Genomic DNA, 18,009 nt, shown 5'->3' on the forward strand with positions numbered 1-18,009 from the left:
ATGACCCGCGCTACCGACCGTGCCCTGAGTACTGCCGAGATGCAGGCCTTCGGTGAGGAACTCGACGCGATCCGCGACCGTGTGATCGGCAGCCTCGGCGCCTCCGATACCCGCTACATCCGCCGCGTGGCCGCCGCTGTGCGCTGGTTCGGCGTAGGTGGCCGTGGCCTGTTGTTCCTGGCGGCGTTCTCGCCGCTGTTCTGGATGCCGCTGCTGTGGCCGGCCGCGATCACCGGCACGTTGCTGCTGGCGCTGTCGAAGATCCTGGAGAACATGGAGCTGGGCCACAACGTCATGCACGGCCAGTTCGACTGGACCGGCGACCCCAAGCTCAACGGCAACACCTACGAGTGGGACATCGTGGCCACCGCCGACAACTGGCGCAAGACCCACAATTTCCGCCACCACACCTACACCAACGTGCGCGGCATGGACGATGACATCGGCTACGGCCTGCTGCGCATCTTCCCGGAACAGCGCTGGAAGCCGTTCTACCTGCTGCAGCCGATCATCGCGCCGATCTTCGCGTTGCTGTTCCAGTGGGGCGTGGCCGCGCAGGACCTGCGCCTGGGCCGCTGGCTGAAGGGCCGCATGAGTGCCCGTGCCATGTGGTTGCAGACCCGCCCGGTGGCGCGCAAGATGGCCCGCCAGGTGCTGAAGGACTACGTGTTCTTCCCGCTGCTGGCCGGCCCGTTCTTCCTCACCGTGATGCTGGGCAACATGGTGGCCAACGGCCTGCGCAACATCTGGACCTACGTGATCATCTTCTGCGGCCACTTCACCGCCGAATCGGAAACCTTTCCGAAGGAATGCCTGCGCAATGAATCGCGTGGCCACTGGTACCTGCGCCAGCTGCGTGGTTCGTCCAACATCAGCGGCGGTTTCCTGATCAACGTGCTGTCGGGCAACCTCAGCCACCAGATCGAGCACCACTTCTACCCGGACCTGCCGGCCAACCGCTATGCGGCCATCGCCAAGGAAGTGAAGGACATCTGCCGCCGCTACGGCCAGCACTACAACAACGGCTCGCTGCCGCGCCAGTTCGGCCAGGTGGTCTGGCGCATCCTGCGCCACGCGTTCCCGAGCAAGCCGCGCCGCCTGCCGATGGCGGACATCATGTCCGCCCCGGCATCGGCCAACGCAGGCTGATCGATTCAGCCCGTCTTCGCCAGGGCCGCCTGTTCGCGGTCCAGGCGACGCAGGAACACCTGCATTTCCTTGCGTGCCTGCTGGTCGCCCTTGCTGCCGGCCACACTCAGCCCGCGCTGCCACGCCTCGCGCGCCGCCTGCGGCTGGCCACTGGCCAGCCAGGCCTTGCCCAGTAGTTTCCACGCGGCCGAATACTGCGGGTCGAGCACCACGCAGCGGCCCAGATGGGTCGCCGCGCGCACCGGGTTTCCCGCATCCAGCCAACCCTTGCCCAACCCGAAGCGCAGCAGTGCGCCGTCCTTGCCGGTGGCGAGCATGCATTCCAGTGCTTCGATGTTCATGGCCGCACCTCCACCAGCAGTTCGGCCGGTCCTGGCTGGAACCGGCCGCGATGGAACAGCAGTGGTGCGCCGCCGTTCTCGTTGACTTCGATGATGCGCCCGGCCAGCAGCAGGTGATCGCCGACCGGCCACATCGCATGGCGGGTACAGGTGAGATGGGTGACCGCACCGGCGATGCGCGGCGGTGCGTCGTCGGCGTCCTCCAGCAGTGCCAGGCCGGCAAAGCGATCGCGCGCCTGTGGATCGGCAAAGCGGCGGGCCAACGCTTCCTGGCCCGCCGCGAGCACGCTGATCGCAAAGCGGGTGGCGCGCTGGAAGGTGGGCAGGCTCTGCGCGTGCAGTGCCAGGTTCCACAGCACCAGCGGCGGCTGCAGTGAGACCGGCACGAACGAATTGATGGTCAGGCCCACCGGCTTGCCTTGCGCATCGCGCGTACAGACGATGGCCACGCCAGTGGGGAAATGGCCGAGCAGCCGACGCAGGGCGCGCGGCGGCATCTCGACCGACGGCACCGGGGCCGGGGCGGGGAACACCCCCGCCCACGGCCCGGCGTAGGGCAGTGTCTCGCCGCTCATGAGGCCCGGGCCTGGCGGTAACGCCGGCCGACCTCGGCCCAGTGGATGAGGTTGAAGAACGCGCCGATGTAGTCGGGGCGACGGTTCTGGTAGTGCAGGTAGTAGGCGTGCTCCCACACATCCAGCGCCAGGATCGGGGTGTTGCCGGACAGTCCAACGGCAGCGCCCATCAACGGACTGTCCTGGTTGGCGCTGCTTTCGACCTGCAGGTGGCCGTCGCGATCCGTGGTCAGCCACGCCCAGCCACTGCCGAAGCGGGTCTGCGCGGCCTTGCTGAAGGTCTCCTTGAAGGCATCGAAACCACCGAGATCGCGCTCGATCGCAGCGCTCAGTTCGTTGTCCGGACTGCTGCCGTCGGCGCTGAGCACGGTCCAGAACAGGCTGTGGTTGGCATGGCCGCCGCCATTGTTGCGGACGGCGCCGCGCTGAGCCTCGGGCACAGCATCGAGGTGGGCGATCAGCGTTTCCACCGGTTGTTCGGCGAGGCCGGCCTGCTCGATGGCGGCGTTGAGGTTGTTGACGTAGGTCTGGTGGTGCTTGCTGTGATGGATCTCCATCGTGCGCGCATCGAAATGCGGCTCAAGGGCATCGTAGGCGTAGGGGAGCGGGGGAAGCGAGTACGACATTGAAGCGATCTCCGTGGGGAAGGCCAGGGGGGCTGGCCGGTGCGGAGATCGTTATCGCACCTCAACATTGGTTGAGGTCAAGCGCCGCGTGGAGGCGCGGTAGTGCCGGCCACTTGCCGGCAATCAGGCAACATCGGGATGCCGGCCAGCGGCCGGCACTACCGCAATCAGCTCAGCCATTCCCTGCACGCGCCATCGGCCTGCTCGCCGCAGGCCTGCTGCATCCGCTGCTGCAGCCGGGCCAGCGTCTGCGCGCCCTGGTGCTTGCTGCTCCAGGTCTTCAGCTGGCCGGCCAGTCGCTCGAAACGCTGCCGCGTGCGCTGGTGGTAGCCCGACGGCTGGGCGTCCAGTTCGGCGATCAGCGCGGTGGTGGCCTGTTCGATACGCGGTGCATCGTTCGGTGCAAGCTTCAGCAGGCCTTCGACGTACAGCACGCCCCACTGCACGCGGGTGGCCGGCCCTTGCGCGCTGTCGTACGCACGCTTCAGCCATTCCAGTGCGGCGGCGTTGTCGCCGCGTTGCTCGGCCAGTTCGGCCAGTTCGGGCATGTAGTAGTACGGCTGCTCGCTACGCTTGAGCTCGGCCAGCAGCAGTGCCTCGGCGCCGGCATCGTCGCCGACCTGGCGCAGGGCGTAGACCGCGCTGCTGATCGTGGCCTGCCGCGCATGCGCATCGCTGGCGGCGGCATCGGCGGCAGCCACGCGCTGCTGCACGCGTTCGACCAACGCGGCCGGCAACGCGCCCTTGGGTTGCGCCTGGCGCGCCAGTGACACTTCTGTCAGCACGCGCGACAGCGCATCGTCGGCGCGGTCACCGCGCTCGGTGTCGGCACGTTCCAGCGCCACCAGCAGTTGCTGGCCCAATGTGTTGCTGGTGGCAGGGCCGGCACTGGCCTGCTTGACCAGCTGCGCGCCGGCATAGCCGAGCAGTTCGCGATTGCGACGGACCTCGGTTGGCTGCGCCAGGACCGCCTGCAGCAGTTCGCGCACCTGGGTGGGGGCGGTGCTTGGCTTTTCCGAAGTCGCCAGCGCCAGCAGTGCGAAACGACGTTGCAGCGCTGCATCCGGTGCCACCCTGGACAGCTGCCGCAGCACGTCGGCGCTGCCGCGCTCGCCGGCCAGGCGGTTGGCGTCCACTTCCCAACCATAGTCGCCCAGCACCTGCCAGTCCTCGGCGGCCAACCTGTCCGGCGTGGCCAGTGCCGTGGCCAGCGTGGAGGCCACCGCGCTGCGGCGGCTTGCGGCCAGGGTCAGTGCGCGGGTCAGCTCGGCCGCGTCGTTGCCACCGGCCACGCGGGTGATCTCGTTGCGCTTGGGGTCCAGCACGATCAGGGTCGGATAGCCGCGCACGCCGAAGCGCTCGCCCCAGGCCTGTGCACCTTCCTCGTCACCGTCCAGATAGACGGGTACGAACTTGCCGGTCAGCGCGATGAACGCCGGGTCCTTGAACAGGCCGGCCTTGAGCTGGTTGCAGGGCGGGCACCAGACTGCGCCCCAGTACAGCAGCACCGGCTTGCCGCTGTCGGCGGCCTCGGCGAAGGCATCGTCGACATCGCCCTGGCGCCAGGCGATGGCGTTGGCCGCTGCCGGCTCGGAGGCCTGCACCGCGGCAATGGGCGCCTGCGCCGGGGAGCAGGCGCTCAGCGCCGTGGCCAGCAACAACAGGGGAAAGGCGGCGCGCATCGGCAGCATCTCGAAGAGGCAGGGTAGGCCGGCATTGTAGGAAGGGTGATCGGCTGCATTGATTCAGTTTGATCATGAGCTGCAAGGAGCAGGGCATATGCGCCCTGCGCTCAACCCGGGCGTTGCAGCTCCGCGGCCAGCACGCCGGCCATCCAGGTCATGAAGGCTTCGACACGGCGGGGCAGGTGGCGGCGCTGCGCATAGACCAGATGGACCGGCATCGGCTCGGCCACGCAGTCGGGCAGCACTTCCACCAGGCGTCCAGTGCGCAGTGCATCGCGGGCGCCCAGTTCCGGTACCTGGATGATGCCCAGCCCGGCCAGCGCAGCGGCGCTGTAGCCATCGGCGCTGTTGACGGTCAGCGCGCCGCGCATCGGCCAGCTCTGGTAACGCTGGCCGTCGAAGTACTCAAAACCCGGCGAGCGCTGGCCGAGGGTGCCGACATAATGCACCAGGTGGTGCTGGTCCAGATCGGCCAGCACCTGCGGTACGCCGTGTGCAGTCAGGTAGCCGGGGCTGGCTGCGTTGACGATGCGCATCTGCCCGAGCGGACGGGCCACCAGGCTGCTGTCGTCCAGATGGCCCACGCGCAGCACGCAGTCGAAGCCTTCGCGTACCACATCCACACGCCGGTCGGTGGCGCTCAGTTCCACTTCCAGGCCCGGATGCAGCGCCAGAAAGGCTGGCAGCTGCGGGATCACCACGTTGCGGGCCATGCCGCCGGGCATGTCCACCCGCAGGCGCCCACTCAGTTCGCTGGGCTGACGCCGGAACAGATGCTGCAGTTCCTCCATGTCGTCCAGCAGATCGTGCGCGCGCTGCTGCAACTGCGCGCCGTCGGCGGTGAGGTGGACGCGGCGGGTGGTCCGGTGCAGCAGCTGGGTACCCAGGTCGGTTTCCAGTCGGGCGATGGCCTGCGACACGCTGGCCTTGGGCAGGCCGAGGCTGTCTGCGGCGCGGGTGAACGAGCCCAGCTCGGTAACGCGCAGGAACACGCGCAGGGTGTCGAGGCGGTCCATCAATTGTTCACCTGGGTTGAACAGTAAAATCAGGATCGCGCGATTTATGCGCGACGGCAATCCCAATAGTCTGGACGCACCTTCTCCTTACCCGGTGCCTGGCCATGACGTCTTCCTCCCGTGTTGTCCTCATTACCGGCGGCAGCCGCGGCCTGGGCCGCAACGCCGCCCTCGCGCTGGCCGCCGACGGCGCCGATATCGTGATCACCTACCGCGCCCAGGCCGAGGCGGCGGCCGAGGTGGTCCAGCAGGTGCAGGCACTGGGCCGTCGCGCGCAGGCGCTGCCGCTGGACGTGGCCGACAGCGCAGTGTTTCCCGACTTCGCCGTTCGCCTGCGTGACGCACTGCAGGCGTGGGGAGCCGATACGCTGCAGGGGCTGATGAACAATGCCGGCGAGGGCCTGTACGCGCCCATCGCCGACACCACCGAGGCCCAGTTCGACCATGCCGTGGCGGTGCACCTGAAGGGGCCGTACTTCCTGACCCAGGCGCTGTTGCCGTTGATCGCCGATGGCGGCCGCATCCTCAACGTATCCAGCGGGCTGGCGCGCTTTTCGCTGCCGGGCAGCTCGGCCTACGCCATGATGAAGGGCGGCATCGAGGTGTTCAGCCGCTACCTGGCCAAGGAGCTGGGCGCGCGTGGCATCAGCGCCAACACGCTGGCACCGGGTGCCATCGAGACCGACTTCGGCGGTGGCCGGGTGCGCGACGATGCGCAGGTCAATGCGATGGTGTCGTCGATCACCGCGCTGGGTCGTGCCGGCCGGCCCGATGACATCGGTCCGGTGGTGGTGGCGCTGTTGTCGCCGGCTACCGGCTGGGTCAACGGCCAGCGTGTGGAAGCCTCCGGTGGCATGTTTGTCTGATCGCCGCCGTTACCGGGGCGCGGCGTAGCGGAGGGGCTGGTACACCAGCCCGTTGAACTCGCCGACGTCGCCGTCCAGCACGAAGCCGTAGCGCTGGTAGGTTGGCACCGCGTTGAGCGAGGCGCGAACCGTCAGTACCGGTTCGCGCACCTGCGGCAGTATCGCCTCGAACAGCGCGTGGCCGATGCCCTGGCCCTGGCAGGCGGGATCGACGAACAGCATGGCCAGGTGCCGGCCTTCCTTCAGTTCGACCACGCCGACGATGCGGTTTTCGTGCTCGGCCACCAGGATGTGGTTGTCGCCGTACAGGCGCGCAGCGAATGCATCGGCGGTCGCGACGCTGCCGAAGGTCGCGATGCCGACCTCGCTGAGGGAAGGCGCGACGGCGGTGGTGAAGGCGGCCAGGCATACCTCGCTGATCGCGGGCAGATCATCGACGTGGGCGGGGCGGATCCTCGGCATGCAGTGTTCTTCCTGTGGTGGGCGGCGCGTCATCGCCGCCGCAGCCCTGCACGCTAAGCTGTCGCCATGAGTGAATTCAATGCGGCACACGCGTTGGTGTTTCCGCGGCAGGGCCTGAGCCTGGGTCTGATGACGCCGGTGGCGGCGCAGGGCTTGGCCGATCCGCATGTGGCACGACGCATTGCGCGGTTGGCCGATGACCTCGGCTTTGCCGCGCTGTGGACGCGCGACGTGCCGCTGATGGTGCCGCAGGGGCCCGACGCGACCGCGAGCGCGCTGGACGATCCGTTCCTGTGGCTGGGCATGCTGGCGGCGGCCACCGAGCGTATCGCGGTGGGCAGCGCAGCCATCGTGCTGCCGCTGCGGCAGCCGTTGCAGGTGGCGAAGTCAGCGTTGAGCCTGGAGCGGATCAGCGACGGGCGCTTCGTGCTGGGGCTGGGCTCGGGCGATCGCCCGGAAGAGTTCGCGGCGTTCGGCGAAGACCTGGAGGGCAGGGGGGCGACGTTCCGTGAGCGTTGGTCACTGCTGCGCGCCGCGCTGTCCGTCGATGCGGAGGAACGGGCTTCGGTTCGGCAGGCCACCGGTGGTTTCGATGTATTGCCAGCGCCCACCACGCGCATTCCGATGCTGGTGGTGGGTACCGCGCGGCAGAGCCTGCAGTGGATCGCGCGCGAGGCTGAAGGCTGGGCCACCTACCATCGCGAAGAGGCGGCGCAGGAAGGCCGCATCGGCTTGTGGCAGCAGGCGCTGGCGCAGCAGGGCGGACCGGCCAAACCGTTCGTGCAGTCGATGTTGCTGGATCTGCAGGCCGACCCGCAGGCGCCGCCCGAGCCGTTGCCGCTGGGGCTGAAGGTCGGCCGCGATGGGCTGCGCGACTACCTGCACCGCGTGCACGCGCAGGGCGTGGCGCATGTGATGTTCAACCTGGTCGACAACGGGCGGCCGGTGGAGCAGGTGCTGCGCGAGATCGGCGAGCACGTGCTGCCGGACCTGCTTCGGTAGGTGTCCACCTGGGTCGACACGGGGTTGCCGTTGCGGCCGATGTTTCTTTCGCGGACAAGCAGTCGAGCATGGCTCGACTCTACATCGAGCCTGCATCTGCGTATCATTCGCATTTGATATCCCGCTTCCGGAGTTCTGCGTGACCCCATCACCCCCCATGCACCCGAGCGGGCGGCTGTTTGCCGCGGTCGCCTTCATCGAGGCCATCACTTGGGCCGGCCTGCTGATCGGCATGTGGATGAAGTACGGGCCGATGGCCAACGTGGCGCTGGTGAAGCTGTTCGGCCCGCTGCACGGCGTGGCCTTCCTGGTGTACGTGGCGGTCACCCTGTTTGCCGCAGTACGCCTGCGCTGGCCGTGGTGGGCAAGTGCGCTGGCGCTGCTGGCAGCGGTTCCGCCGTTGGTGACGTTGCCGCTGGAGTGGTGGTTCAAGCGCCGCGGCCTGCTGGGTCTGCGTGCAACGCGCTGAACCCGCTGTTGCATGCCCATTCAAGAGAATGGGTATCAAATGCAAATACGAGCCGTTATCATTTGAGGGTGGCGTCCGGTCCCGAACGGAACGGATGCCGGGCCGGGCGCAGCAGCGTGTCCGGTGATCCTTCCCTGTTACGGCTGGTGTTCCATGCACGCACGTCCCGTCGTTCCCGGCTTGCCGGCGCTGGTGTTGGCGGCCCTGATCGGCACCATGGCGATGATGTCCTTTGTCGCGGTGATCGGCCCGGTGGTCCGCTTGCTCGGCCTGTCCGAATGGCATGCCGGCCTGTCGGTGACGGCCGCCGGCGTGCTGTGGATGCTGGCCGCGCGCCCCTGGGGTCAGCTCAGCGACCGCATCGGCCGCAAGCGCGTGCTGATGCTGGCGATGAGCGCCTACACCGTGGTCTACATCGCGCTGGCGGTGTTCATCGATGTGGCCCTGCAGACGGTGCCGCCGGTGCTGGTCTCGGTGCTGGTGCTGGTCGGCGCGCGCGGCCTGATCGGCCTGTTCTACGCCGCGGTGCCGCCCACGGCCGCGGCGCTGATCGCTGACAAGGCGCCGACCGGGCAACGTGCCAGGTTCCTGGCCCGGCTGGGCAGCGCCAACGCGCTGGGCATGGTGCTGGGCCCGGCCGCGGCCGGTTGGCTGGCCTATACCAATCTTTCCCTGGCGCTGTATGTGGCCGCACTGCTGCCGCTGCTGGCGTTGGCCCTGCTGGCCTGGCGGCTGCCGGCCACCGAACCGGTGGTTGGCGCGTCCGCGCCGCGCCGTCCACCGATGCGCCGCCTCGACCCACGCCTGCGCCTGCCGCAGCTGGCGGCGTTCATCGCCATGGTCTCGGTGACCATCGCGCAGGTCACGGTCGGCTTCTTCGCGATCGACCGTCTGGGACTTGATGCAGCAGCCGGTGCGCGCATGGCGGGCATCGCGCTCACCGCAGTCGGCGTCGGCCTGATCCTGGCGCAGGCGCTGGTGATGAAGCTGGACGTGCACCCGCGCCGCTGGATCATCCTGGGCGCGCTGACTTCCGGCATCGGTTTCGCCTCGGTGGCGGGCGTGCAGCAGGCCTGGCAGTTGCCGGCGGCCTACGCGCTGGCGGCCTTCGGCATGGGTTTCGTATTCCCCTCGTTCCAGGCGCTGGCTGCCGATGCGGTGCAGGCACAGGAGCAAGGCGCCGCCGCCGGTACCGTGGCCGCCGCCCAGGGCCTGGGCATGGTGGCCGGGCCGATGCTCGGCACGCTGTTGTATCGCGGCGGGCCGAGCCTGCCTTACCTGCTGGTGGGCGCGCTGTTGCTGTTGCTGTGCGCGCTGGCCGCAGCGCATCGGATGAAGGAGACCGCATGAACGATTCCCTGATGCAGGGCGCGTGGCCGGAGGCTGTGCCAGCGCTGCTGGAAACCTCGGACGACGCCTCGTTGTTCCTGTTGCACCACGCCGGCCAGCATGTTCATGCGCGTGGTTGCCGCGCGGCACTGCCCGCTGGGGCGCTGGCGACGCTGGCCGAACGTGCCAGCACGTTCTTCGCGCAACAGCGCGGTGGGCCGGGCCTGCTGGTCGGTGCGGTGCCCTTCGAGCCGCGCGCCGACGATGCGCTGTACCAGCCCGAACGCCTGCTGCCGCCGTTGCCGTTGCAGCCGCAGGCAGCACCGCCGCTGGACGGTACGCTACGGGCCGAGCCAGCGCCGCAGGTCTACGCGGCGGCCGTGGCGGGCGCGGTGCAGGTGCTGCGCGCACCGGAACACGATCTGCACAAGGTAGTGCTGGCGCGCAGCCTGCTGGCGCACACCCGCCATGCGCTGTCACCGGAGGTACTGCTGGCGCGGCTGGGTGCCGATCCTTCGGTGGCGACCTATGCGGTGCCGCTGCCGGTGGAGCTGGGTCAGGCCCCGGCCTGGCTGGTGGGGGCGACGCCGGAGCTGCTGCTGCGCAAGCGCAGCACCCAGCTGCTGTCGCATCCGTTGGCCGGTTCGGCGCGACGCAGTGCCGATGCCGCCGAAGACGAGCGCGCGGCACAGGCGCTGCTGGCCTCGGCCAAGGATCACGACGAGCACCGCCACGTGGTCGAGGCGATTGTCGATGGGTTGGCACCGTACTGCCGCCACATCGACGCGCAACCTCGTCCCGCACTGCACGCCACGGCCAGCATGTGGCACCTGGGCACCCGCATCCATGCGACGCTGAAGGATCCACAGACCTCGGCCGCCGAGTTGCTGGCACAGCTGCATCCCACGCCGGCGGTCTGCGGCACGCCGCGTGCGGCCGCGCTGCAGCGTATCCGCGAACTGGAGCCGGTGCCGCGTGGCTTCTATGCCGGCGCGGTGGGCTGGTTGGATGCACAAGGCGACGGCGACTGGTACGTGGCGATCCGCTGTGCGCGGCTGCAGGGCACCCAGCTGCGCCTGTACGCCGGTGCCGGCATCGTTGCCGAGTCGCAGCCGGAGGCCGAAGTGGCCGAAACCGCAGCGAAGTTCGCTGCCCTGTTGAACGCACTGGGCGTGCATGACACAGCGCCCGCGATCGAGCCCGCCGCATGAACACACCGAACGTTTCCTCCCGCCTGCCGTTGCAGCAGGTCTGGCCCGAGCCCCTGGTGGCGCGCTATCGCGAGGCCGGCCACTGGCGCGGCGAAACCTTCCCGGGCTTCCTGCGCGAACGTGCCGAGCGCTATGCCGATGACATCGCCGTCGTCGCCGGCGACGTGCGCCTGAGCTATGCGCAGCTTTGGCACGAAGCCGGGCGTATCGGCGCGGGCCTGCTGGAACGCGGGTTGCAGCCGGGTGAGCGGGTGCTGGTGCAGCTGGGCAACACGGCAGGATTCATCGCCACGGTCTGTGGGCTGTTCCGCGCCGGCCTGGTGCCGGTGTACGCGCTGCCCGCCCACCGCATCACCGAACTGGTGCATTTCGCCCGCAAGGCCGAGGCCAGTGCCTACATCACCACCGACCTGCACGATGGCTTCGATCACCGGGCGCTGGCGCAGGCATTGCAGGCCGCAGTGCCGGCGATACGCGAGGTGGTGATCGATGGCGATGCACAGGCGTTCACCGCGCTGGATGCCCTGCAGGGCGACCGCGCCCGGTTGCCAGCCGACCCGGACCCGCAGTCGGTGGCCTTCCTGCAGATTTCTGGTGGCAGTACCGGCCTGTCCAAGCTGATTCCGCGCACCCACGACGACTACATCTATTCGTTCCGCGCCAGCAACGCGATCTGCGGCATCGACCGCGACAGCGTGTACCTGGTCGCGCTGCCGGCCGCGCACAATTTCCCGATGAGTTCGCCGGGCTTCTTCGGCGCGCTGTACGCCGGCGCCCGCGTGGTGCTCAGCCCCGGTCCGGGCCCGGACGCGGCGTTCCCGTTGATCGCCCGCGAGCGGGTGACCTGCTGTGGCCTGGTGCCGCCGCTGGCGCTGCTGTGGGCACAGGCCGCAGCCACCGCCAAGCACGACCTGTCCAGCCTGCAGGTGCTGCAGGTGGGCGGTGCCAAGCTGGTGCCGGAGGCGGCGCGGCGGGTCATCGAGGGTCTTGGCTGCACATTGCAGCAGGTGTTCGGCATGGCCGAGGGCCTGGTCAACTACACCCGGCTGGATGATCCGGAAGACCTGATCGTGGCCTGCCAGGGCCGGCCGATCAGCGAGCATGACGAAGTGCGCGTGGTCGATGACCACGACCAGCCGGTCGCCGAAGGCGAGGTCGGGCATCTGCTGACCCGTGGTCCGTACACCATCCGTGGCTACCACAACGATGCGGTAGCCAACGCACGCGCGTTCACCGACGACGGCTTCTACCGCACGGGTGATCGCGTGCAGCAGCTGCCCGGTGGCTACCTGGTGGTGCAGGGCCGTGCCGGCGACCATATCAACCGCGCAGGCGAGAAGATCTCCGCCGAGGAGATCGAGGACCACCTGCTGGCCCACGCTGGCGTGTTCGACGCCGCCGTGGTCTCCATTCCCGATGAGTACCTGGGCGAGCGCAGCTGTGCCTTCGTGATACCGCAGGGCGAGCCGTTCAAGGCGCCGGCGCTGAAGGCCTGGATGCGCGGGCGTGGCCTGGCCGCGTTCAAGGTGCCCGACCAGATCGTCTTCGTCGACAGTTTCGATACCACTGCGGTTGGCAAGATCAGCCGCCGCGAACTGCGCGCGCAGCTGCGCGCGCGTCATCTGCAACAGTCAGGAGGAACGCGCTGATGGCGCTGCCCCGTATTACCGATTATCCCCTGCCGACGGCTGCCGAACTGCCGCCGGCACGCGGCCCGTGGCGCCCGCAGCGTGATCGCATCGCGCTGCTGGTGCATGACATGCAGCGCTACTTCCTGGCTGCGTTCGACGCCGGCAACGCGCCGCTGCGGCCGGCGGTGGGCAACATCGCGCGACTGCTGGCCCATTGCCGCGCGCACGCCATTCCCGTGTTCTATACCGCCCAGCACGGCGACCAGGATCGTCGTGACCGTGGCCTGCAGGCTGACCTGTGGGGCCCGGGCATGCGCCGCAGTGCCGACCACGAGCCGATCATCGAAGCGCTGGCACCGCAGCCGGGCGAGCATGTGCTGGTCAAGCACCGCTACAGCGCGTTCCAGCGCAGCAACCTGGAAACGCTGATGCGGGTTCGTGGCCGCGACCAGCTGCTGGTGACTGGTGTGTATGCGCACATCGGCTGCACCGCGACGGTGGTGGAGGCCTTCCAGCGCGACATCGAAGCGTTCATTGCCGCCGATGCGGTGGCCGACTTCTCGCGTGCCGACCATGATCAGGCGCTGCACTGGATCGCGCGCACCAGCGGTGTGCCGATGACCACCGACCAGTTGCTGGAGGTTCTGTGATGGCGGCCACGGGTGAAGCGCTGGACCTGGAGCGCATGCGCGCCGATGTGGCGCGGGTGCTGGAGTGCATGCCGGCCGAGATCGGTGACGACGACAACCTGATGGATCTGGACCTGGACTCAATGCGCATGCTCGGCCTGGTGCTGGCCTGGAGCAACACCGGCCTGCCGCTGGAGTTCTCACAGCTGGCCGAGCACACCACGCTGCGCCAGTGGTGGGGTGTGGTGCAGACACTGCAGGCGTCGCAGAACGCATGAATGCCGTTGCGCTGGCCACACCGGTGGCGTTGACCGAGGCGCAGGCCGGACTGTGGTTCGCGCAGCGGCTGGCGCCGGACAATCCATCCTTCAACACTGCCCATGCGGTGTGGATCGACGGGCCGCTGGATGTGGCGGCGTTCCTTGCGGCGGTCGACCAGGCGGCGGCCGAGGCAGAGGCCTTCGCGCTGCGCTTTGCCGAGCGTGCCGATGGCCAGCCCGTGCAGTGGCATGAGCCGGCGCACGTGCCACGGCTTTCGGTACGTGATGTATCGGCCGAGGCCCAGCCCGCGTCAGTGGCACGTGCGTTGATGCAGGCTGACCGGCTCAGTGCGGTCGATCCAACCCGCGACCGGATCAGCCAGCAGGTGCTGTTCGACCTGGGCGGGCAGCGCTGGGTCTGGTACCTGCGCGTGCACCACCTTGCCGCCGATGGCTACGGCATGGCGCTGTTCACCGATCGCGTCTGCGCGCTGTACGCCGGTCGTGCGGGTGAGCCGCTGCCAGGACTGGCAGCGGTGCTGGCCGATGATGCCGCTTACCGGGCCGATCCACGCCGTGCAGCCGCTGGGCAGTGGTGGCGCGAGCAGATGCAGGGCGCCCCGGCTGGCGCTGGCCTGGCCGGACCGCTGGAGGCGAGCAGCGACGCGCTGCGCTGGGTGCAGCCGCTGGAGGCGGCGTTCCGTGAGCGCCTGCTGCAGGTGTCGGCAGGTTGGTTGCAACCCTGGCCGGATGTGCTGGCTGCGCTGTCGGCTGAGTACCTGAGGCGGATGAGCGCGGCCGACGAAGTGGTGCTGGGCGTGCCCTACATGAGCCGCCTCGGCAGCGCGTCGGCGCGGGTGCCGGCGATGGTGATGAACGTATTGCCGCTGCGTGTGGCAGCCGGCGAGGGTAGCGTCGAGGCCTTCACCCTCGCGTTGGGCCGGCAACTCAGCCAGAGTCGCAAGCATGGTCGTTACCGGGGTGAGCAGCTGCGCCGCGATCTGGGCCTGGTCGGCGCGCAGCAGCGCCTGCACGGCCCGATGGTGAACGTGCAGCCGTTCTACAAACCCTTGGCGCTGCCGGGTGTACAGGCGACGCTGGAGGTGCTGTGTACCGGCCCGGTTGACGATCTGACGCTGGGCTTCCGCGGCGACGGCCAGACGTTGCTGGATCTGGAGATCGAAGCGAATCCCGCACTCTACAGTCGCGAGGATGTGGAAGCGCATGCGGCGCGGCTGCTGCATTTCGTGTCGACGGCACTTGTGTCGGAAAGCATCACAACGGTGCCGTTGGCCACCGACCAAGAGGCAGAACAGGTTGTGTTCGGCTTCAATGCCACCACGCGCGCACTCCCGCAGACTACGCTGGTCGAACTGCTGCAGCAGGGCATGGATCGCGATCCGCAGGCGCCCGCGCTGGTGTTCGGCGAAACGGCGCTGGACCATGCCACGCTGGAAGCGCGCAGCTTCGCACTGGCGGCACAGCTGCGTGCGACGGGCGTCGGCCCCGGCAGCGTGGTGGCGGTGGCATTGCCGCGTTCGCTGGAACTGGTGATTGCACTGGTGGCGGTGCTGCGCGCGGGGGCGGCCTACCTGCCGCTGGATCTTGCCCACCCCGATGAGCGCTTGGCGCGCATCCTTGCGTCTGCGCAGCCGGCCTGTGTTCTTGCCGTGGCGGACGCACAGATGCGCATGCCCGGCGTGCCGGTTCTTGTACCGGAGCGATGGACCGCGCTGAGCTTTGCCGCGCCCTGGGCCGACCCGGCACCCGATGATGCGGCCTACGTGATCTATACCTCCGGCTCGACCGGCGAACCCAAGGGCGTGGTGATCGAGCACCGCGCCATCGTCAACCGTCTGCTGTGGATGCGCGAGCATTACGGTATCCGCGCCGACGACCGGATTCTGCAGAAGACGCCGGCCACCTTCGATGTCTCGGTATGGGAGTTCTTCCTGCCGCTGCTGTGCGGTGCCACGCTGGTGATCGCTGCGCCGGATGCGCATCGTGATCCGACCGAGCTGGCGCGACTGATCAGGGCGGAAGGCATCACCACGGCGCATTTCGTGCCGTCGATGCTGGATGCCTTCCTGGCGGCGCCGGCCTCCCACGGCCTGCAGATGCGCCGGGTGTTCACCAGCGGCGAGGCGCTGGACGCCTCGCTGCGCGATCGCTTCCACGCGCGTGTGCAGGCCGAACTGCACAACCTGTATGGCCCGACCGAAGCGGCCGTGGACGTCAGCTATTGGCCTGCATCTTCGCAGGATCGGTCACGGCCGGTGCCGATCGGCTTCCCGGTCTGGAACACACGCCTGTACGTGCTGGACGCGCGGATGCAACCGCTGCCGGTGGGCGTGCCCGGTGACCTGTATCTGGGCGGCGTGCAGCTGGCGCGTGGCTACCTGGGCCGCGACGACCTGACCGCCGAACGCTTCCTCGCCGATCCGTTCCAGCCGGGCGAGCGCATCTATCGCACCGGCGACGTGGCGCGCTGGCGTGTCGATGGCGCGGTCGAGTATCTCGGCCGCAGCGATCATCAGGTGAAGCTGCGTGGACTGCGCATTGAACTGGGCGAGATTGAAGCGGCGTTGCGCGAGCTGCCGGGCATGGACCGGGTGGAAGTGCTGCTGCGCCACGATGCGCCCAACGATGCGCGGCTGGTGGCCTATGTGCCGGCCGCGCTGGCCGACGCGGCGGTGCTGCGCAGCCATCTGGCCACACGCGTGCCGGACTACATGGTGCCATCGGCCGTCGTGGGCGTGGATCACTGGCCGGTGACCGCCAACGGCAAGCTGGACCGCAACGCGTTGCCGAAACCCCCGCAGCAGGCGGTGGCTGGGCTGGCCGCGCGTACACCGCTGGAGCGGGAGCTGGCGGGCCTGTTCGCCCAGGCCCTGGGCCGCGCCGAGCCGGTAGCGGTCGACGCCGACTTCTTCAGCCTGGGCGGCGATTCGCTGTCTGCGGTGCACCTGTTGCTGGCCATTGAACACCGTTGGCGCTGTGATCTTGGCTTGGGCGCATTGTTCGCGCAGCCGACTGTGGCCGCGCTGGCTGTACGCATCGCCGAACCCCCGGCGCTGGCCGACCACGCGTTGGGGCCGGTGATCGCCTTGGCCGCGACCGACGCCATCGAGCCTTCACCGCTGTTCGTGCTGCACCCGGCCGGTGGCATCGCCTGGAACTACCGCACCCTGGCGCGCGCGCTGCAACCGGCGCGTCCAGTGTATGGACTGCAATCGCCGGCCCTGGACGCACAGCAGCCGCTGCCTGGCAGCATCGAGGCGATGGCCAACGACTACGTGCAGCGCGTGATTGCGTTGCAGCCGCACGGGCCAGTGCATCTGCTGGGCTGGTCGGTGGGTGGCATCCTGGCGCAGGCGATGGCGGTGCGCCTGCACGAGATCGGTCGCGAGGTGGGTGAGCTGGTGTTGCTCGACGCCTATCCCAGCGAGTGCTGGCGGGCCGAGCCCGAACCGGACCCGATTGCAGCGCTGCGTGCGCTGCTGGCCATCGCCGGGCACGACCCCGACGCGCATCCGGAACTGGACAGCCGTGAGCGCATCCTGGCGTTCCTGCGTCGCGGCGGCAGTGCGCTGGGCAGCCTGCCGGATGTGGTGCTCGACGGCGTAGTGCGTGCGGTGACCGGCACCAACCGGCTGATCCGCGAACATCACCACCGGCCATTCATCGGCACCCTGGTGCATGTTCGCGCCGGTCGCGATCACCAGGCGCGGCCGCAGCTGCAGTCGGCGCTGTGGCGTGCACACGCGCACAAGGTGCAGGCGCTGGAACTGCCGTTCCTGCATGCCGAACTGACCGGACGCGATGCGGTGGCGCAGCTGGCGCCGTGGTTGTCGGCGCGTCTGCGCCAATGGGATGAACAACAGGAGATCGCAACATGCAGTTGACCGGTTTTGAAGGCCGCGTGGCGTTGGTGACCGGTGCTGCCGGTGGCATCGGCGAGGCCTTGGTGCGGCTGTTGGCCGAGGCCGGATGCACGGTGGTGGCGACTGATCGCGAAGTGCCTGCCGTGGCCGGAGCGCGCGTGCAGGCTTTCGCGCTGGACGTGACCGACAGCGCGGCCGTGGATGCACTGGTGGACCGCATGGAGGCCGATATCGGGCCGATCCAGCTGGCCGCCAGCGTGGCCGGGGTGCTGCATGTGGGCGCGGTGGCAGCGACGTCGGATGCCGACTGGCATCGCGTGTTCGCCGTCAATGCCGATGGCGTGTTCCATGTCGGGCGTGCACTGGCGCGTGTCATGTCGCCGCGCGGTGCGGGGGCCATCGTGACCGTCAGCTCCAACGCTGCCGGGGTGCCCCGGCACGGCATGGCGGCCTACGCCGCGTCCAAGGCGGCAGCGACCATGTTCACGCGCTGCCTCGGGCTGGAGCTGGCGCCGCTCGGCATCCGCTGCAACATCGTCGCACCGGGTTCCACGCTGACCCCGATGCAGACCGGCATGTGGCAGGACGCGCACGGCGCCGAGCGGGTGATCGCCGGCAACCTGGAGACCTACAAGGCCGGCATTCCCCTGCGCAAGCTGGCCACGCCCGAAGACATCGCCCATTCGGTGATGTTCCTGCTGTCCGAGCAGGCCGGCCATGTGGCGATCAGTGACCTGTACGTAGACGGTGGCGCCACCCTGCGCGGCTGAACCCTGACCGTGCAACATCCGCCGGTGCCCAACCGCTGGCCGGCAACCCACACATGTCGGTAGTGCCGGCCGCTGGCCGGCAACCCACAGATGCCGGTAGTGCC

At 68.9% G+C, this 18,009-nt stretch carries 17 protein-coding genes; 11 read left to right on the forward strand and 6 right to left on the reverse strand.

Annotated features, from left to right (window positions below; all coding sequences use genetic code 11):
- A complete protein-coding gene (locus AC5YGJ_RS03180; protein ID WP_309333853.1) occupies positions 1-1,149 on the forward strand; it encodes a fatty acid desaturase family protein in 1,149 nt (382 codons plus the stop codon).
- A 5-nt stretch (positions 1,150-1,154) separates the two neighbouring features.
- On the opposite strand, the gene AC5YGJ_RS03185 is transcribed toward AC5YGJ_RS03180, so the two are convergent.
- The 5 genes from AC5YGJ_RS03185 to AC5YGJ_RS03205 form a co-directional block, all read right to left on the reverse strand.
- Positions 1,155-1,490 (reverse strand): tetratricopeptide repeat protein, encoded by a 336-nt coding sequence (locus AC5YGJ_RS03185; RefSeq protein ID WP_249843794.1) that lies wholly within the window; start codon positions 1,488-1,490, stop codon positions 1,155-1,157.
- Positions 1,487-2,065: a flavin reductase family protein gene (locus tag AC5YGJ_RS03190; RefSeq protein ID WP_496185683.1), complete on the reverse strand. Its 579-nt coding sequence runs from the start codon at positions 2,063-2,065 to the stop codon at positions 1,487-1,489. The genes AC5YGJ_RS03185 and AC5YGJ_RS03190 overlap by 4 nt, the downstream gene beginning before the upstream one ends.
- Positions 2,062-2,691, reverse strand: a complete 630-nt coding sequence (locus AC5YGJ_RS03195) for a superoxide dismutase (protein ID WP_496185684.1) — start codon at positions 2,689-2,691, stop codon at positions 2,062-2,064. Before AC5YGJ_RS03195 ends, AC5YGJ_RS03190 begins: the two co-directional genes overlap by 4 nt.
- A 167-nt stretch (positions 2,692-2,858) precedes the next feature.
- Entirely contained in the window at positions 2,859-4,382 is a 1,524-nt protein-coding gene (locus AC5YGJ_RS03200; RefSeq protein ID WP_496185685.1) for a thioredoxin family protein, read from the reverse strand.
- Between the two features lie 101 nt (positions 4,383-4,483).
- Positions 4,484-5,458 carry a LysR family transcriptional regulator gene (locus tag AC5YGJ_RS03205; protein WP_496185686.1) on the reverse strand — a complete coding sequence of 325 codons (975 nt, stop codon included), beginning with the start codon at positions 5,456-5,458 and terminating at the stop codon, positions 4,484-4,486.
- 38 nt (positions 5,459-5,496) lie between these two features.
- Here AC5YGJ_RS03205 and AC5YGJ_RS03210 point away from each other — a divergent pair, with 38 nt between their 5' ends.
- A complete protein-coding gene (locus tag AC5YGJ_RS03210; RefSeq protein WP_496185687.1) occupies positions 5,497-6,258 on the forward strand; it encodes an SDR family NAD(P)-dependent oxidoreductase in 762 nt (253 codons plus the stop codon).
- Positions 6,259-6,267: 9 nt separating this feature from the next.
- On the opposite strand, the gene AC5YGJ_RS03215 is transcribed toward AC5YGJ_RS03210, so the two are convergent.
- Complete coding sequence (locus AC5YGJ_RS03215; protein WP_496185688.1) at positions 6,268-6,720, reverse strand: GNAT family N-acetyltransferase; 453 nt, start codon at positions 6,718-6,720, stop codon at positions 6,268-6,270.
- Positions 6,721-6,786: 66 nt separating this feature from the next.
- Here AC5YGJ_RS03215 and AC5YGJ_RS03220 point away from each other — a divergent pair, with 66 nt between their 5' ends.
- From AC5YGJ_RS03220 to AC5YGJ_RS03260, 9 genes are all read left to right on the forward strand, one after another.
- The gene (locus AC5YGJ_RS03220) at positions 6,787-7,722 is read left to right on the forward strand and encodes a TIGR03571 family LLM class oxidoreductase (RefSeq protein ID WP_496185689.1); all 936 of its coding nucleotides are present in this window, start codon (positions 6,787-6,789) and stop codon (positions 7,720-7,722) included.
- Positions 7,723-7,879: 157 nt separating this feature from the next.
- Positions 7,880-8,191 (forward strand): DUF3817 domain-containing protein, encoded by a 312-nt coding sequence (locus AC5YGJ_RS03225; RefSeq protein WP_249844988.1) that lies wholly within the window; start codon positions 7,880-7,882, stop codon positions 8,189-8,191.
- Positions 8,192-8,344: 153 nt separating this feature from the next.
- Entirely contained in the window at positions 8,345-9,541 is a 1,197-nt protein-coding gene (locus tag AC5YGJ_RS03230; protein WP_496185690.1) for an MFS transporter, read from the forward strand.
- Complete coding sequence (locus AC5YGJ_RS03235) at positions 9,538-10,731, forward strand: isochorismate synthase (RefSeq protein ID WP_496185691.1); 1,194 nt, start codon at positions 9,538-9,540, stop codon at positions 10,729-10,731. The genes AC5YGJ_RS03230 and AC5YGJ_RS03235 overlap by 4 nt, the downstream gene beginning before the upstream one ends.
- On the forward strand, positions 10,728-12,380 hold the full coding sequence (locus AC5YGJ_RS03240; RefSeq protein WP_496185692.1) for a (2,3-dihydroxybenzoyl)adenylate synthase: 1,653 nt from the start codon (positions 10,728-10,730) through the stop codon (positions 12,378-12,380). The genes AC5YGJ_RS03235 and AC5YGJ_RS03240 overlap by 4 nt, the downstream gene beginning before the upstream one ends.
- Positions 12,380-13,012 (forward strand): isochorismatase family protein, encoded by a 633-nt coding sequence (locus AC5YGJ_RS03245; RefSeq protein ID WP_496185693.1) that lies wholly within the window; start codon positions 12,380-12,382, stop codon positions 13,010-13,012. The genes AC5YGJ_RS03240 and AC5YGJ_RS03245 overlap by 1 nt, the downstream gene beginning before the upstream one ends.
- Complete coding sequence (locus AC5YGJ_RS03250; protein ID WP_249843806.1) at positions 13,012-13,269, forward strand: phosphopantetheine-binding protein; 258 nt, start codon at positions 13,012-13,014, stop codon at positions 13,267-13,269. The genes AC5YGJ_RS03245 and AC5YGJ_RS03250 overlap by 1 nt, the downstream gene beginning before the upstream one ends.
- Positions 13,266-17,156: an amino acid adenylation domain-containing protein gene (locus tag AC5YGJ_RS03255; protein ID WP_496185694.1), complete on the forward strand. Its 3,891-nt coding sequence runs from the start codon at positions 13,266-13,268 to the stop codon at positions 17,154-17,156. The genes AC5YGJ_RS03250 and AC5YGJ_RS03255 overlap by 4 nt, the downstream gene beginning before the upstream one ends.
- Positions 17,147-17,905, forward strand: a complete 759-nt coding sequence (locus AC5YGJ_RS03260) for a 2,3-dihydro-2,3-dihydroxybenzoate dehydrogenase (protein ID WP_496185695.1) — start codon at positions 17,147-17,149, stop codon at positions 17,903-17,905. The genes AC5YGJ_RS03255 and AC5YGJ_RS03260 overlap by 10 nt, the downstream gene beginning before the upstream one ends.
- The last annotated feature ends 104 nt before the right edge of the window (positions 17,906-18,009 follow it).

The organism is Stenotrophomonas sp. CS3K5, assembly GCF_059515225.1.

Bases quoted from the DNA above. Each gene is read 5' to 3' on its own strand.
- AC5YGJ_RS03180 (WP_309333853.1), top strand. From the start codon at position 1: ATGACCCGCGCTACCGACCGTGCCCTGAGTACTGCCGAGATGCAGGCC.
- AC5YGJ_RS03185 (WP_249843794.1), bottom strand. From the start codon at position 1,490: ATGAACATCGAAGCACTGGAATGCATGCTCGCCACCGGCAAGGACGGC.
- AC5YGJ_RS03190 (WP_496185683.1), bottom strand. From the start codon at position 2,065: ATGAGCGGCGAGACACTGCCCTACGCCGGGCCGTGGGCGGGGGTGTTC.
- AC5YGJ_RS03195 (WP_496185684.1), bottom strand. From the start codon at position 2,691: ATGTCGTACTCGCTTCCCCCGCTCCCCTACGCCTACGATGCCCTTGAG.
- AC5YGJ_RS03200 (WP_496185685.1), bottom strand. From the start codon at position 4,382: ATGCTGCCGATGCGCGCCGCCTTTCCCCTGTTGTTGCTGGCCACGGCG.
- AC5YGJ_RS03210 (WP_496185687.1), top strand. From the start codon at position 5,497: ATGACGTCTTCCTCCCGTGTTGTCCTCATTACCGGCGGCAGCCGCGGC.
- AC5YGJ_RS03215 (WP_496185688.1), bottom strand. From the start codon at position 6,720: ATGCCGAGGATCCGCCCCGCCCACGTCGATGATCTGCCCGCGATCAGC.
- AC5YGJ_RS03220 (WP_496185689.1), top strand. From the start codon at position 6,787: ATGAGTGAATTCAATGCGGCACACGCGTTGGTGTTTCCGCGGCAGGGC.
- AC5YGJ_RS03225 (WP_249844988.1), top strand. From the start codon at position 7,880: ATGCACCCGAGCGGGCGGCTGTTTGCCGCGGTCGCCTTCATCGAGGCC.
- AC5YGJ_RS03230 (WP_496185690.1), top strand. From the start codon at position 8,345: ATGCACGCACGTCCCGTCGTTCCCGGCTTGCCGGCGCTGGTGTTGGCG.
- AC5YGJ_RS03235 (WP_496185691.1), top strand. From the start codon at position 9,538: ATGAACGATTCCCTGATGCAGGGCGCGTGGCCGGAGGCTGTGCCAGCG.
- AC5YGJ_RS03240 (WP_496185692.1), top strand. From the start codon at position 10,728: ATGAACACACCGAACGTTTCCTCCCGCCTGCCGTTGCAGCAGGTCTGG.
- AC5YGJ_RS03245 (WP_496185693.1), top strand. From the start codon at position 12,380: ATGGCGCTGCCCCGTATTACCGATTATCCCCTGCCGACGGCTGCCGAA.
- AC5YGJ_RS03250 (WP_249843806.1), top strand. From the start codon at position 13,012: ATGGCGGCCACGGGTGAAGCGCTGGACCTGGAGCGCATGCGCGCCGAT.
- AC5YGJ_RS03255 (WP_496185694.1), top strand. From the start codon at position 13,266: ATGAATGCCGTTGCGCTGGCCACACCGGTGGCGTTGACCGAGGCGCAG.
- AC5YGJ_RS03260 (WP_496185695.1), top strand. From the start codon at position 17,147: ATGCAGTTGACCGGTTTTGAAGGCCGCGTGGCGTTGGTGACCGGTGCT.